The 13,198-nt window shown below is 67.2% G+C and carries 11 protein-coding genes; 7 read left to right on the top strand and 4 right to left on the bottom strand.

The window, feature by feature from the left end; translation table 11 throughout:
• Positions 1-25 precede the first annotated feature (25 nt).
• Complete coding sequence (gene galK / locus B0T44_RS10740; protein ID WP_245839458.1) at positions 26-1,174, bottom strand: galactokinase; 1,149 nt, start codon at positions 1,172-1,174, stop codon at positions 26-28.
• Between the two features lie 435 nt (positions 1,175-1,609).
• Here galK and B0T44_RS10735 point away from each other — a divergent pair, with 435 nt between their 5' ends.
• Genes B0T44_RS10735 through B0T44_RS10725 form a run of 3 tightly spaced genes read left to right on the top strand, consistent with a single transcriptional unit; the run spans position 1,610 to position 4,292 of the window.
• Complete coding sequence (locus B0T44_RS10735) at positions 1,610-2,188, top strand: pyruvoyl-dependent arginine decarboxylase (protein ID WP_245839460.1); 579 nt, start codon at positions 1,610-1,612, stop codon at positions 2,186-2,188.
• Positions 2,185-2,772: a hypothetical protein gene (locus tag B0T44_RS10730; protein WP_245839462.1), complete on the top strand. Its 588-nt coding sequence runs from the start codon at positions 2,185-2,187 to the stop codon at positions 2,770-2,772. The genes B0T44_RS10735 and B0T44_RS10730 overlap by 4 nt, the downstream gene beginning before the upstream one ends.
• Positions 2,772-4,292: a GGDEF domain-containing protein gene (locus tag B0T44_RS10725; RefSeq protein ID WP_077117212.1), complete on the top strand. Its 1,521-nt coding sequence runs from the start codon at positions 2,772-2,774 to the stop codon at positions 4,290-4,292. The genes B0T44_RS10730 and B0T44_RS10725 overlap by 1 nt, the downstream gene beginning before the upstream one ends.
• A 67-nt stretch (positions 4,293-4,359) precedes the next feature.
• Here the strand turns inward: B0T44_RS10725 and B0T44_RS10720 are convergent, their stop codons facing one another.
• Positions 4,360-5,115, bottom strand: coding sequence for a DUF6319 family protein (locus B0T44_RS10720; RefSeq protein WP_077117411.1), 756 nt, complete (start codon positions 5,113-5,115; stop codon positions 4,360-4,362).
• A 174-nt stretch (positions 5,116-5,289) separates the two neighbouring features.
• Here B0T44_RS10720 and casG point away from each other — a divergent pair, with 174 nt between their 5' ends.
• Positions 5,290-6,933 (top strand): steroid-24-oyl-CoA synthetase, encoded by a 1,644-nt coding sequence (gene casG, locus B0T44_RS10715; RefSeq protein WP_077117210.1) that lies wholly within the window; start codon positions 5,290-5,292, stop codon positions 6,931-6,933.
• A 10-nt stretch (positions 6,934-6,943) separates the two neighbouring features.
• Positions 6,944-7,762, top strand: coding sequence for a nuclear transport factor 2 family protein (locus tag B0T44_RS10710; protein WP_077117208.1), 819 nt, complete (start codon positions 6,944-6,946; stop codon positions 7,760-7,762).
• A 366-nt stretch (positions 7,763-8,128) separates the two neighbouring features.
• On the opposite strand, the gene aztD is transcribed toward B0T44_RS10710, so the two are convergent.
• Positions 8,129-9,343, bottom strand: a complete 1,215-nt coding sequence (aztD, locus tag B0T44_RS10705; RefSeq protein WP_077117206.1) for a zinc metallochaperone AztD — start codon at positions 9,341-9,343, stop codon at positions 8,129-8,131.
• Between the two features lie 304 nt (positions 9,344-9,647).
• On the opposite strand from aztD, the gene B0T44_RS10700 reads away from it, so the two are divergent.
• Entirely contained in the window at positions 9,648-10,643 is a 996-nt protein-coding gene (locus B0T44_RS10700) for an AurF N-oxygenase family protein (RefSeq protein WP_077117204.1), read from the top strand.
• Between the two features lies 1 nt (position 10,644).
• Here the strand turns inward: B0T44_RS10700 and B0T44_RS10695 are convergent, their stop codons facing one another.
• On the bottom strand, positions 10,645-11,373 hold the full coding sequence (locus B0T44_RS10695; RefSeq protein ID WP_077117409.1) for a TetR/AcrR family transcriptional regulator: 729 nt from the start codon (positions 11,371-11,373) through the stop codon (positions 10,645-10,647).
• A 165-nt stretch (positions 11,374-11,538) separates the two neighbouring features.
• On the opposite strand from B0T44_RS10695, the gene B0T44_RS10690 reads away from it, so the two are divergent.
• The gene (locus tag B0T44_RS10690; RefSeq protein ID WP_077117202.1) at positions 11,539-13,194 is read left to right on the top strand and encodes an alkaline phosphatase D family protein; all 1,656 of its coding nucleotides are present in this window, start codon (positions 11,539-11,541) and stop codon (positions 13,192-13,194) included.
• The last annotated feature ends 4 nt before the right edge of the window (positions 13,195-13,198 follow it).

Genomic DNA, 13,198 nt, shown 5'->3' with positions numbered 1-13,198 from the left:
CGCACCAGGACAAGACGACCGGAAATCACTTCCCCACCGCGCCCGCTGCGGCGATCACCCGGCTGATCCGGGGCTCGGCGAAATCGGCCCGAGCGAACGCCGCACGCACCGCATCGCCCGTCTTGTCCGCGGCAGCGTCGTCGACCAACGCGATTACACTGCCGCCGAACCCGCCGCCGACCATCCGCGCGCCGTACGCTCCGGCGGTCAGCGCGGCGTCGACAGCGGTATCGAGCGCCGGTGTGGAGACGTCGAAATCGTCGCGCAGGGAAATATGGCCTGTACGCAGCAGGGGACCTGTTTCGCGCGGGTCCGCGCCCCCGCGCAGCAGGTCTGCGACGGCGCGCACCCGCTCGTTCTCGGTGACGACGTGCCTGGCCCGCCGCCGCAGCACCGAATCGTCCAATCGTTGGACGTCGGTGAGCTCGGCATCACGCAAAACGGCGACGCCCAGTGCGTCCGCCGCCGCTGCACACTCGGCGCGCCGCCGTGCGTAACCGCCGTCGGCCAGCCGGTGCGGTTGGCCGGTATCGATCACCAGCAGGCTCAGTCCGTGCCGGGGAAGATCGAACGGAATATGTTCATACCCTGCGTTTCCGGTCTCGCGGAACCGGCGCACATCCAGGAAAAGCGCATGACCCGCCGTGCACAACAGCGACGCGGCGTGATCGAGCACACCGGTCGGCACGCCCACGTACTCGTTTTCGGCCGCCTGCGCCATATCGATCAGTTCCCTGTCCCCGACACCGGTTGTGTACAGATCGCGGATCGCCACCGCGACCGAACAGCACAACGCGGCAGACGACGACAAACCAGCCCCGATCGGCACCTGCCCGTCCAGCCGTAACTCCACCCCGTCCACGCGGTGCCCGCGACGCACGAACTCGGCGACCACACCCACCGGGTACCGCGCCCAGTCCGGCACTCGGTCCCGCTCGGTCGTCAACGCCCCTACCGGCACACCGATCCGTTCGCCGGGCCGCTGCACGGAAACAACCCGAACCACACCGTCTGTCGTCGGCCGCGCCGCACAGGTCACCACCAGCGGCACCGCGATCGGCAGCACCAATCCGTCGTTGTAGTCGGTGTGCTCGCCGATCAGGTTGACCCGCCCCGGTGCTCGCCACACTCGGGCCGTCTGTTGTCGCCGCCCATCGGACTCCGTATCCCGCAACCGCTACCTCCGCTCCGCGCGCCTCGAGACGCATCCGATCCCCGCTACCCCGTAGCTTTGCACCCGACCTCGATACTCTGCGTGTCGCGGGGCGTCCCGTCGCTGTCCGCAGATCGTGATCCGCATGTCAGCGCGGAATACTCACCCGAACAACTGCGGCGGCCAAGTCGGCTGAGTGCCGTCACCGAGGCGATCGCCGCCGGAGACAACGCACCGGTTTCGTTGCGGCGGTTGTTCGCCCGAGCGCGCTTTCCTGGGAAACCAATACACTGTCGCACCTGTGCGCCTATCGGCGGCCCGTCCTGTCGCAGTGAGATATGCCGCGCTGGAACGGGTTTCGCCGCCGCACAGCGCGCAATGGGGAATTCTGAAACCAGCTCGATTCGAAGGAAGACCGGCCCGCGCAATGCGGACCGAACAGTATGGGGAGTTCACGTGTTTCATCGGACGGGATATGACAGCGGGCTGAGCGCAACATGGCTGGAACGATTACGCCGGCCGCGGCAGCTGGTGGCGAGCGGTTTCACGCTGCCGCTGACCATCGAGATCGGCGGCTCCACCGGGGCGGGTCCGACATCGTTGGCGGCGTTCGACGCGGCGTTGCGCAGTCTGGGTGTCGGGGATGCGAATCTGATCCGGCTCTCGTCGGTGATCCCCCCACGGGCGCGGCTGCGGCGGATGGGGCGGGTAGGACAGCCCATCGACTGGGGGGATCGGCTCTACTGCGTCTACGCGGTGCGGCATGCGGGCAAGCGGGGTGAACGGGCCGCTGCGGGCATGGGCTGGACGGTGCGTGACGATGGCTCCGGTGCGGGGCTTTTCGTCGAGCACGAAGCGGAAACCGCCGAAGAAGTGGAGGAACTGGTGCGGTCCAGCCTGGCCGACATGACCCGGCATCGGCCGGGCGGTTTCGGGCCGGTGCAAGTGTGTACCAGCGAAACCCGCTCCGACGGTGGGCCGGCGTGTGCGCTGGTCTTGGCCGCCTATGCGGCGCGTGGTTGGGGGCGGGTATGACCGACGCGGAGGGAATGAACGGCTTACACGTTACTGTCGAGACGGTCGTCCCCGACGACGGGATCGCGATGTTCCAGCGGCTGTACGAGGAGACTTTCGGCCCCTTGCGCACCAGGGCGGCCGCGCGGCAGGTGCTGCATCCCGAGGAATTCCGGGCCGAGATGACCGATCCGCGAGTGCTCAAGCATGTGGCGTGGTCGGCGGCGGGCGAGCCGATCGGGTTGACCACGCTGACCAGGCATTTGGAAACCGTGCCGTGGATCAGCCCTGAATACTTCGCGGCGCGATACCCGGAACACGCGGCCCGGAATGCAATTTACTATGCGGGGTTTACTCTTGTTGCGCCAACTATGCGACAAGGGGCGGCTTTTCATGTCATGATCGGATCAGTTGTCCAGATTTTGGTGGCCGAGCGCGCCGCAGTCGGCTGGGACATCTGCTCGTACAACAATACTCGATTCTCCTTCGCCGACAGCATTCGCGCGGTGCTCGACGAGCAAGCCGAGGTCGAGGTAGCAGTTGAGGATTCTCAGACCTACTACGCGGCTCTGTTCACCGGGAATGGAGCGATGAAGGGGGACTGATGGAGCTCAGCGGAGGGCAGTCGGCTGACGTCCGTTCGCACTGCCGGATGTGTTTGTTCGCGGTACTTCTCGCTGTCGCAGCGGTGCCGATCGTTGTGCATCTGTTCCTCGGTTCTTACTCGTTATGGCTGCTCACCATGGCCGTGGCTGTAACGGCCACCCTCACCATGATCGCGATCGGCGTCTGCCGCCACCGGCCGACAAGGCCGCTGCCCTGGTATGTGCTCTCGGTGTCGGCGGTGCTGTTCGCGGTGGGCACCGCGTTACGCGATTTCGTCGCGGCCGCGGTCGGCCCGCTCGACGACATGTTCAGCCTCGCGGGCTACCTCGGGGTCGGCCTGGCCGCCGTGCTGTGGCTGCGACCCCGGCAGGTCCGCACCGACTTCGACCTGCTGCTGGACTCCTGCCTGATCGGCTTGGGCGCGCTGCTCGCCTCCTGGACGTTCCTGATCTCGCCGATCCTGCGCACCGATGTCGATGCGGCGCATCTGGTGACCGCGTCGATCTATCCGGTGCTGGACGCGCTGCTACTCGCCCTGATCGCGCATTCGATCGCCACCTCCACCCGCTCCGAGACCTCGCTGCGGTTACTGCATGTGGGGCTGCTGGCGGTACTGCTGGGGGATCTGGGCTACAGCCTGGAGACTGCGGGCACCCCGGTCGCCGACCGAGAGGTGCTGCTGGTGCCGCTGCTGGTGGCCTATACGACGGTGGGTGTCGCGGCGCTGCATCCGACCATGGCCGCACTCGGCGCCCCGCGGCCCATCCACCCGCATCATTCCCGGCAGCGGGCCAGTTTCATTGCGGTGGCGTTGATCGTCGCCTCGCTGGTGCCGGTGGTCGGGTCGCGGCTGGGCACGCTGGACCGGGTGGTGGTGTCCTCGCTGTTCGCGCTGCTACTGATCGGAGTGCTGGTGCGCAGCGAACGCGCGATCGTGCGCAGCGCGCGCAGCGAACGCCGCGCCCAATTCCAAGCCGACCACGATATGCTCACCGGCCTGCTGAACCGATCGGCGCTGCTGCGCACCCTCGACCGCAATCAGGAAACCTGGGCGCAGCGGCCGTTGTGCGTGCTGTTCATCGACCTGGACGGATTCAAAATGGTCAACGACAGCTACGGTCACGCCGTCGGCGACGAGCTCATCGCCAACGCGGCGTCCCGGATCCGGCACACCGTCCGGCGCGACGACGCGGTGGCCCGCTACGGCGGCGACGAATTCGTGATCGTGGCGCCGCTGGATCGCCAGGAAGCGATCGGCCTTGCCGAACGGCTGATCGGCGCGTTCATGCGGCCGTTCGAGTTGAGCGCAGGCGAGGTTCCCATCACCGCCAGCGTCGGGTTGGCCTGCGGTGGGCCGCGCAGCAGTGTGGCAGGTGTGCACGACCTGATCCGGGACGCCGACGCGGCGATGTACCACGCGAAGGAGTGCTCGCTCGGATACGCCTTCCACGACGATATCCGTACCGCGCTGCCCGAATCGTTGCCCCGCCCCTGGCACCACCGCGAAACAGCGGTGTGAGCGAACCCGCCCGGCTGTGAGCGCGGGCGGGTAGCGACGGCGCCTGCTCGGGCCCGGCCGGTCGGTGTCAGTCCGACAGATCCTCGAGCAGCCGTTTGGCCTGCTCCAATTCGGCCTGTAACTGCTCCACCTTCGCCTGCTGCGCGTCGCGCGCGGCCTCCAGCACCCCGGCCACCACGTCGGCGACTTCGGGGTGCAGCAGTTTCGCGGCCTGCGCCACGGCCGAGCTGGCCACCGGCAGCGCGCGCACGGTGCGCTTCTTACCGCTGGCCACATCGACGGTCCATTCGCCGTCGGCTGTACCGACGAGGGTCACCGTCACCTCGGGTGTTTTCGCTTTACGGGGCGCGGTCGACTTGGCCGGTTTGCCTGCGGCCGGGGTGGCGGGCGCGGCCGGCTTCGGCGCAGCGGGTTTGGCGGTGCCTGCCGTCGATGCGGGGGCGGTTTTCGCCGGTGTGCGGGGCGCGCTGCCGGTGGGAGCGTCTGATACGGGGCTCGGCGCGGACGGCGGCTGGGGCACGCTGTTTTCCTTACTGGTCGGCTGTTTCGCTGGAGCCGCCGCGCGATCACGCGGCGGTTTGGTCAAGGTGATCTCGGTGGGGGAAAACGACAGCACATCTTTGGAGCCGGTGGGACGGACCTGCAGAAAATCACCGTCGGCTGGATCCCCCAGGGCCACAACCTTGCCCGAGCGTCCTTCCGGTACGCCCACCGCGGCGGCGGTGAACCACACCATCGGTGGGCGGCCCTCGGTAATTTCCGCGGCGATCTGCTGAATCTCCTGCTCCGACAAGGGTTTGGGCTTGGTTCGCGGCGACGACATGGTGTGCTCTCCGGGCAATTCTCGCGGTTTCGTGAAATAGCTGCGAGCACAGATGATGCCCCACCGCTCCGACACATTTGCATCCCGGCGGTGTGATACCGGACTACCATGCGAAAAAATAGAACACGTTACAGTGTTTGCGCAGGTGATTTCACAGGCAGGACGGACCCTCCGATGAGCGATTCAGTGGACCAGCAGACGCGCACCGCGGCGGCCGTCACCGCCCTGACCGGCCCCGGCGGGCCGTTCGAGATGGTCACCGAGGAAGTGCGCGGCGTACCCATGCCCGTGCTGCGGCAGCGTGCCAGGTGCCTCGGTGATGTGCTGGCGGAGTCGATGCGGTGGGGCGAGCGCGACTACCTGGTGACGGCGGACCGGCGGCTGTCGTTCGCCGAGCACGCCGCCGCGGCCAACGCGCTGGCCTGCGCACTGCGCGAACGCTACGGCATCGGCAGCGGCGATCGCGTCGGGATCCTGGCCGCCAATACCATCGAATGGGTACTCACGTTCTGGGCGTCCCAGCTGCTCGGCGCGATCGCGGTGGGTTACAACGCGTGGTGGGCGAGGCCGGAAATCGAATACGGGCTCGGCCACACCCGCCCCGCGGTACTGGTCGCCGACGCCACCCGCGCCACCGTGCTCGCCGAATCAGCCACGAGCACGCCTGTGCTGACCATGGGACGCGATATCCCTGCTCTGATCAGCGAATTCGCCGGTCGCTCACCCGAGCCCGTCATGGTGGGCGAAGACGAACCCGCCGTGATCCTCTACACCAGCGGCACCAGCGGACGCCCGAAAGGCGTCACGCATTCGCATCGCAACCTCATCGCGGTCATCGGCTACCACGCCTACAACGATGCCCTGATCGCAGCGCTGAGCGGCGCGGAGCCGAGCCGGCGATGTTTCCTGCTCACCTCACCGCTGTTCCATATCGCCAGCCTGCACAATCTGGTGGTGCCGCGACTGGTGACCGGTGATACCGCGGTCATCCATCAGGGTTCGTTCGACGCCGACCGGGTGCTGCGGCTGATGGAGCGCGAGCGCGTCACCAACTGGGGCGCGATGCCGACCATGGCCGCCCGCCTTCTGGAACAGGATCTGTCCCGCTACGACCTGTCCGCGCTGCGTGCGTTCTCGCTCAATTCCGCACCGTCGTCGGCCACCTTGCAGCAGCGGCTGCGGGACCGGCTTCCGGTGGCGCGTACCGCGCTGGTCACCAGTTACGGGCTCACCGAATGCAGTACCGCGGCGACGCTGGCGACCCCGGCCGAGCTCGCCGAGTTCCCGGATACGGTTGGGCGTCCGGTGCTCGGGGTCGAACTGGGCATCCACGACGCAACGGGTGCGCCGGTCGCCGACGGCACGGAGGGCGAGATCTGGGTGCGCAGCCCGTACGTCATGCTCGGCTACTGGGAGGACGAGGCGGCTTCAGCGGCCGCGATCACTCCGGAAGGCTGGTTGCGTACCGGCGATATCGGCACTGTGGAAGACGGCAGGCTGCGCCTGTCGGGCCGGCGTTCGGATCTGATTCTGCGCGGCGGTGAGAACGTTTACCCCAGCGAGGTCGAACAGTGCCTGGAGGCGCATCCAGCGGTCCGCGAATGCGCAGTGATCGGGGTGCCGGACGCCGACCTCGGGCAGGCGGTGGGCGCCGTGGTCGTGGTCGGCGCCGCCGATAGCGTCACCGCCGACGAATTGCGTGCCTTCGTCGCCGAACGGGTGGCCTACTACAAGGTGCCGTCGTCGTGGCGGCTGACGAGCGACCCGTTACCGCGCAACGCCACCGGCAAAGTCGTCCGTACCGGTATCGAACTCTGAGGAGCCACCCATGACGAGCGAACCGACCACCACGGAACTGCTCACCGCCGTCCTCGCCTCACCACGCGCGGTGGCCGCGCACGACCGTGCCGCCTGGGTCGGCCTGTTCACCGACGACGCCGTGGTCAACGATCCGGTCGGGGCGAGCCCGCACACCGGCACGGCGGCGATCGAACGCTTCTACGACACATTCATCGCGCCGAACTCCATTGCCTTCGACGTCGAACACGATTTCGCCGGACCCGGCACGATCCTGCGGGATCTGGCCATCGAGATCACCATGTCCACCGGCGCCACCGTCCGGGTGCCGATGCACCTGCGCTACGAACTGGCGGGGACGGACCGCGGGCTCAGGATCGCCTATCTGGCCGCGCACTGGGAACTGCCAGCCATGATCGCCCGGCTGCTGGGCACCGGCCCGCGCGGACTGGGCGCGGGCGCAAAACTGGGCGGTCTGCTGATCCGCAACCAGGGGGTCGGTGGGCTCACCGGAATGGCGCGGGCATGCACCGGCGTCGGCGGCCGGGGCAAACGGGTTGCCGGTGCCCTGTTCGCCGCGGCTTCCGCCGGGAACACCGGCGCCGTGACCCAGCTGCTCGGCGGGCGCGGGATCGAACTCGTGCCGGGCGGCTCTGTTCCGGTAGAAGAGTTTGTCGGCCGGGCACGGGGACTCCGGCAGGGCAAGACGATCGCCGCCGGACGCACGGTCACCGCGAGTATCGAGTTCGAGCAAGGACCGGCTGTCGCGGTGATCGACTTCGCCCCGGATGCAATACGCGTCGAGACGTTCCGTGTCTTCGCGGAGACGGTCGCCGTCCCTCCCGAATGAAGTAGCCGTCGACCGCAGGTGAGCCCGGCAACGCCCGCGTTGCGAGTCCGTGCCGATCAGCACACCGATCGTGTCGATGAAGCATCGTCCCCTGCGGCCTACCAGGGCTTTCCGTGGGATGCCTTGTCGATGCCCACCATCACGACGTATCGGGATGGCGCGAGTTCCGCGCAGCACCTCGGCGGGGTGAGGTGACACGCTGATGCCGCTCCGGTTCCGCTTTTCGTCGGCATGGCCGCGCCTTCGCTTCGGGAGCATAGAGGGCAGAACACGGGTGGTTTTCGCGGCGGGCAGCGGTAATCGACCGAAACACCCGGCAGCGGCCGAGCGCGCCCCTCATACACGCCCGAGCGTCGCTGCGAAGTATCAGGAAACGACGCCGCTGATCTCGTTCGGCGCGGACGGAAGTTCCGACGACGACGTCACTTCACCGGTGGCCAGGTCGACCCGGTGCACTTTTCGGCTCGGCGCGTCCGCCACGTAGGCGATACCATCGCGCACGAACAGGCCGGGGCTGGGCTTCTTCCAGTCCAGCGGTTCCTCCCAGGGCGCGATGACCGCGATGGTGCGATCCACGCGGCCCGCGACCGGATCGATCACATGGATCTTGCCGTCGGTGCCGAGTACCAGCGCCTCACCCTGCGGACCGCGGGCGAGACCGCGGTAGGAATAGCTCGTCCCCAGGTCGACCAGCCGCAGGGTCGCGTCCGTGGTGTCGATCAACGAAACCTGCTTGGGCCGTTCCAGTTCGGCGTTCTCGTCCTTCTTGTAGTCACCCAGCACGATCGGTGACACATCGCTGCCCGCGTGGTTGCCGATGCGCCCGTACGGGGTGGGGCTGGTGACCTTGGTGATGGCGCCGTCGCGGTAGATCAGCGCGCCGTCGCGGCAACCGACCAGCACGGCTTCCCCCTGTGCGGTGGCCTCGCCGTGCACACCGGGGCAGTCCTCGCTGCGGGCGATCTCTGTGCGGTCGGCGTCGAGCACCACCAGGCCACCCCAGTGCTCGTCGTGTGCGTGGTCGTGACCGTCCGCGCCGTGGTCGTGGTCGTGGTCGTGGTCGTGACTGTCCTCGCCCAGGGTGACTGCCAGCGAACCGTCGGAAAGTTCAACCGCGAGGCCGTGATGCGGTGCGGCGGCACGGTATTCCCTGATCTCGGGTTTGCCCTCGGCAAGTCCGGTGGGATCGAACGAGATCACCTGCCCGGTTCCGTCGGAGAACAGCACGGTGCGTCCGGCATTGCGGACCACGTGACCCGGCTCGGGGCCGGGGAATTCCAGACCGGTGAACTGCGCGGTGGTTGCGTCGAGTACCCGGAAACCGGTCTCGGTCGCCACCATCAGGTGCCGGTCGTCGCCTGCCGGGTCGATCCGGTTGAAGCCGGGCAGTTCGACGTCCCAGGTTACGGTGAGCGAGGCCGGGTCCAGCAGGTAGATCCCGCCGTCGTAGGTGACCGCTACCGGCGCTGTGGCGGTACCGGTGGTGTCGTCGGTTGCGTCGCCACAGCCGCTGAGCGCGACGACCGCCGTGAGTAAGCCCGATAACGCGGCCGCCCTGGTGGTGCGCGTCCGATAGTGCATGGTGCTCCGTTCCTCATCCTGAGCCGAGTGCGAGCGGTCCGGCGTCCGGTCTGCCTAGCGGCGGGCCGGCGGTACCGGTGTTCGTGCTCGGCGCCTCCGAAGGTCACGTCTGGTGCAGCACCGTCACGTGTGGGTCAGAGGCCGGTACAAAGATAAACGGCAATGATTTTCATTTCAAGTGTGCCCATTCTCCCAGTTCCCGTAACTTTCCGTAACGGTTTTTGCTCTAGCTATTTACTGGGACCTCTAGTCTCGGTAAATTGAGCTCAGAGACATATGCCACACGCACGAGGAGACTCCGATGATGCCGTCGACTGTGCCGCTGACCGAGAAGCTCACCGCGCGATACCGCGAGGCGCTGCACACGCTGTCGGAAGGCTCGGTGCACCGCCGCTTCGATCCCTACCTCGATATCGACTGGGATTCACCGGAACTCGCCATCGACCCGAACGACCCCCGCTGGGTCCTCTCCCCTGAGATCGATCCGCTCGGCGCCACCCGCTGGTACCAGGAACAGCCGCTGGAACGACAGATCGAGATCGGCAAATGGCGGGTCGCCAACGCGATCAAGGTCGGCGCGGCATTCGAAACCATCCTGATCCGCGGGATGATGCAGTACATCATGAAGCTGCCCAACGGGTCGCCCGAGTTCCGGTACTGCCTGCACGAAATGACCGAAGAGTGCAACCACATCCAGATGTTCCAGGAACTGGTGAACCGGATCGGGGTGGACGTGCCGGGGATGCGGCCGATCTTCCGGGTGCTGTCGCCGTTTATCGGGGTAGCCGGTGGGTACGCGCACGTCATCCTGTTCATGGGCATCCTCGGCGGTGAGGAACCGATCGATCATTACCAGAAGGCGCTGATCCGCGACGGCGGCAATATGCCGCCGATGGTGCTGCGCACCATGGAGATCCATATCGCCGAGGAAGCGCGGCACATCTCGTTCGCGGGAGAATTCCTCAAGGCGCATATGGCGAAGATGAACCCCGTGTCCACGGCCGTATGCGGGGTGGCTTTCCCGCTGGCCCTCCGATGGCTGGCCGGGGAGATCATGGCACCGCCGCGGTCGTTCGCGGAAAAGTTCGATATCCCGCGTGAGGTGATCAAGGAAGCGTTCTGGCGCAGCCCGGCCGCACGCCGGACCCTCGCCGGCTACTTCGGTGATATGCGCACCCTTGCCGACGAGCTGGGTTTGATGAACCCGGTGACGCGGCGGCTGTGGAAAGCGCTGCATATCGACGGCGACTATGCCCGCTACCGCAGCGAACCCGAGCGCCGATTGCGCGCGACTGCCTGAATCAGCCGGCAGCTCGGAACTGGGCGATCACTTCGGTCAGCTCTCGATCGGGGTCGACCACCACCCCGATCGATCTGGCCGAGCCGTCGAGCACATACCAGGCGTAGGCGGCGAGCTCGTCGACGATTTCTGGGCGCGTGCGGGTGGGTTGCGGGTCGCCGGCCCACGCCGACAGCACCCCCTCCACCATGGTGACCACCGCGAACGGCACCGATTCCAGCGCCGCCGCCTCGACGCGCATAAGCCGTGCGATGGCGCTGATCAGCTCCCACGACCGGGCTGATATCCGCGTTTTCAGACTGCTCACGGCATCGACGCTGTCCGGCCCTTCGGCGGGCGGGCCGGTCCTGGCGAAGGCGATGAGGTTCGGGTGGTCCGACATCCACTCGGCGACAGCGCGCACGGTGCGGGTGATGATCTCGCGTATCGAACCGGTGCTCACATCGAGCTGTTCATCCACTACGGCGACGAAATCGTCGATCAGATACGAGCGGATCCGCCGGTCCAGGTCCTCGCGGCCGCTGAACTGCCGATAGACGACGGATTTGGCGACGCCCGCACGTTTGGCTATCCGAAGCACCGGGATATCAGCGCCCGGCGGATTCTCCTCCAGCAGCTCCACCGCCGCCCGCAGAATGCTCAACTGCCGTGCGGTGTTGTGCCGCTGCCAGCGCGCCTCGTAGCCACTGACCGCCCCCGTGGTCCGCGATTGTGGTGAAGCCACCGACATGCCCGGCAGTTTACCCAGCTCCACCGGGCCGCACCCAGGGTCACCGCACGCCAATTGCGTTCTGGGCGAGGTGTTGCAACAGAACGCGAGGTGAAAGCGCAGGGCCGACGTATGAGCACGCGGCAAGCGCGGGCGCTATCGTCGGACGTGGGAGGCACACGCGGTATGAATCTGGCTCGGCGGCAGCTGCTGCGCTATGGCGCGGCGGGGTCGATCGCGGTTTTGCTGGGGACTTCGGTGGCGAGCAGCCGGCGGTTCCGGGCGCCGCGGTGGCTGGGTGATCCGTTCACGCTGGGGGTGGCCTCCGGTGATCCGACGCCGGACGGGGTGGTGTTGTGGACGAGGTTGGCGCCGGACCCGTTCGCCCCGGACGGGTTGGGCGGGATGGCGATGGACCCGGTGACCGTCGACTACGAGATCGCACATGACGAGCAGTTCCGGCGAATCGCGGCGCGCGGGTCGGCGGTCGCCACCCGGGCGCTCGCGCATACGGTTCATCCCGAAGTGCGTGGGCTGGAGCCGGGCCGGTGGTACTTCTACCGGTTCCGAGCGGGGCAGGCGATATCGCCGGTAGGTCGGACCCGGACCGCGCCGCCGCCCGGGCATCAGGTGCAGCGGTTGCGGTTCGCGTTCGCTTCGTGCCAGGCGTGGAGTTCCGGATACTTCACCGCCTACGACCATCTGGCCGCCGAAGATCTCGACGTGGTCGTGCACCTCGGCGACTACATCTACGAACGCGGCTGGTCACGCGGGCGGCAGGGAATGACGCTGGAACCGTGGTTGTATGCCGAGGCCGTCGACCTGCCGGGATACCGGCTGCGTTACGCGCAGGCCAAGGCCGAAGCACCGCTGCAGGCAGCGCACGCCGGGTTCCCGTGGCTGGTCACCCTCGACGATCACGAGGTGGACAACAACTGGGTGTCCTCGCAGCCCGGGCACGGAATCGATATCCATCTGATTCCCGCACTGTTCCGCCGCAGGCTCGCCGCCGCGCTGCAGGCGATGTACGAACATCAGCCGCTGCGGATCGAGCAGCTGCCATCGGGAACGACGATGCGCCTGCATCGCCGCTACCGATTCGGCGATCTGGCCGATATCACCATGCTCGACACCCGGCAGTATCGCAGCCCCCAGCCGTGCGGTGGGAACATCGCCACCGACTGCACCGACCGGTTCTCGCCGGAACGCACAGTGCTGGGCGCGCAGCAGCGGAAATGGTTGATCGACGGGTTCGCCCGATCCACCGCGCGCTGGCAGATCATCGGCAACCAGGTGGCGATGAACCAGACCGACTACGACCCCGGTCCGCACACCGCGGTGGGCACCGATGCCTGGGACGGGTACGTCGCCGAACGTAGCCTCGTGCTCGGCGCAGCCGCCGAGCGCGGCGTGCGCAATCTCGTGGTGATCACCGGCGACCGGCACGAAAACTACGCCGCCGACCTGCGCCGCGACCCGAGCGACCCGGAAACCCCCGTGGTCGCCGCGGAATTCATCGGCACCTCGATCAGCACCGGCGGCAACGGAACCGATCTCAGCAGCCACGGCCGTGTTCTGCTGGGCACCAACCCGGACCTGAAATTCTGCAACTCACAACGCGGGTATGTGCGGGTGGAGGTCGACAAAGACCTGTGGCGCAGCGATTTCCGGGTGGTTCCCTACGTAGACCATCCCGGCGCACCGGTCCACACCCGCGCCAGTTACGTGGTGGAGGACACAGTTCCTGGCGTAACTCCCGCATCACAGTCGGATCGCGGCCGCGCCGACGCGACAGCAGGGGCGGCGGCCGAACACCACAGCGGTACCGAACCGATCAGGTGAGCAC

Origin of the sequence: Nocardia donostiensis, assembly GCF_002081715.1 — a bacterium.
In the GTDB taxonomy this organism is placed as follows: Bacteria; Actinomycetota; Actinomycetes; order Mycobacteriales; family Mycobacteriaceae; genus Nocardia; species Nocardia donostiensis.
Note: the sequence above shows the minus strand (reverse complement) of the source record. Positions and strands in the feature narration are given on the sequence as shown.

Coding starts and splice junctions, on each gene's coding strand:
- B0T44_RS10710 (WP_077117208.1), top strand. CDS start 6,944: ATGACGAGCGAACCGACCACCACGGAACTGCTCACCGCCGTCCTCGCC.
- B0T44_RS10725 (WP_077117212.1), top strand. CDS start 2,772: ATGGAGCTCAGCGGAGGGCAGTCGGCTGACGTCCGTTCGCACTGCCGG.
- B0T44_RS10695 (WP_077117409.1), bottom strand. CDS start 11,373: ATGTCGGTGGCTTCACCACAATCGCGGACCACGGGGGCGGTCAGTGGC.
- aztD (WP_077117206.1), bottom strand. CDS start 9,343: ATGCACTATCGGACGCGCACCACCAGGGCGGCCGCGTTATCGGGCTTA.
- casG (WP_077117210.1), top strand. CDS start 5,290: ATGAGCGATTCAGTGGACCAGCAGACGCGCACCGCGGCGGCCGTCACC.
- B0T44_RS10720 (WP_077117411.1), bottom strand. CDS start 5,115: ATGTCGTCGCCGCGAACCAAGCCCAAACCCTTGTCGGAGCAGGAGATT.
- B0T44_RS10700 (WP_077117204.1), top strand. CDS start 9,648: ATGCCGTCGACTGTGCCGCTGACCGAGAAGCTCACCGCGCGATACCGC.
- B0T44_RS10730 (WP_245839462.1), top strand. CDS start 2,185: ATGACCGACGCGGAGGGAATGAACGGCTTACACGTTACTGTCGAGACG.
- B0T44_RS10690 (WP_077117202.1), top strand. CDS start 11,539: ATGAATCTGGCTCGGCGGCAGCTGCTGCGCTATGGCGCGGCGGGGTCG.